The sequence below is a fragment of the Shigella sp. FC1967 genome, from assembly GCF_001743005.1.
Taxonomy (GTDB): domain Bacteria; phylum Pseudomonadota; class Gammaproteobacteria; order Enterobacterales; family Enterobacteriaceae; genus Proteus.
Window position 1 is genome coordinate 1 of sequence record NZ_MIIZ01001436.1, and the last position, 349, is coordinate 349.

At 53.6% G+C, this 349-nt stretch carries 1 rRNA gene; it reads right to left on the minus strand.

The features are described from left to right. Nucleotides 1-349, minus strand: a 23S ribosomal RNA gene (locus BHE89_RS22745); the annotation flags it as partial.

The following is a 349-nucleotide window of genomic DNA, read 5'->3' on the forward strand; positions in this document are numbered from 1 at the left end:
TTTCAGCCTCGCCTTAGGGGTCGACTCACCCTGCCCCGATTAACGTTGGACAGGAACCCTTGGTCTTCCGGCGTGCGGGTTTTTCACCCGCATTATCGTTACTTATGTCAGCATTCGCACTTCTGATACCTCCAGCATACCTCACAGTACACCTTCGCAGGCTTACAGAACGCTCCCCTACCCAACAACACATAGTGTCGCTGCCGCAGCTTCGGTGCATGGTTTAGCCCCGTTACATCTTCCGCGCGGCGACTCGACCAGTCGAGCTATTACGCTTTCTTTTAAATGATGGCTTGTACTTCTAAGCCAATCGATCCTGGGCCTTGTTACTCGAAGCCCTTTCCCCCAG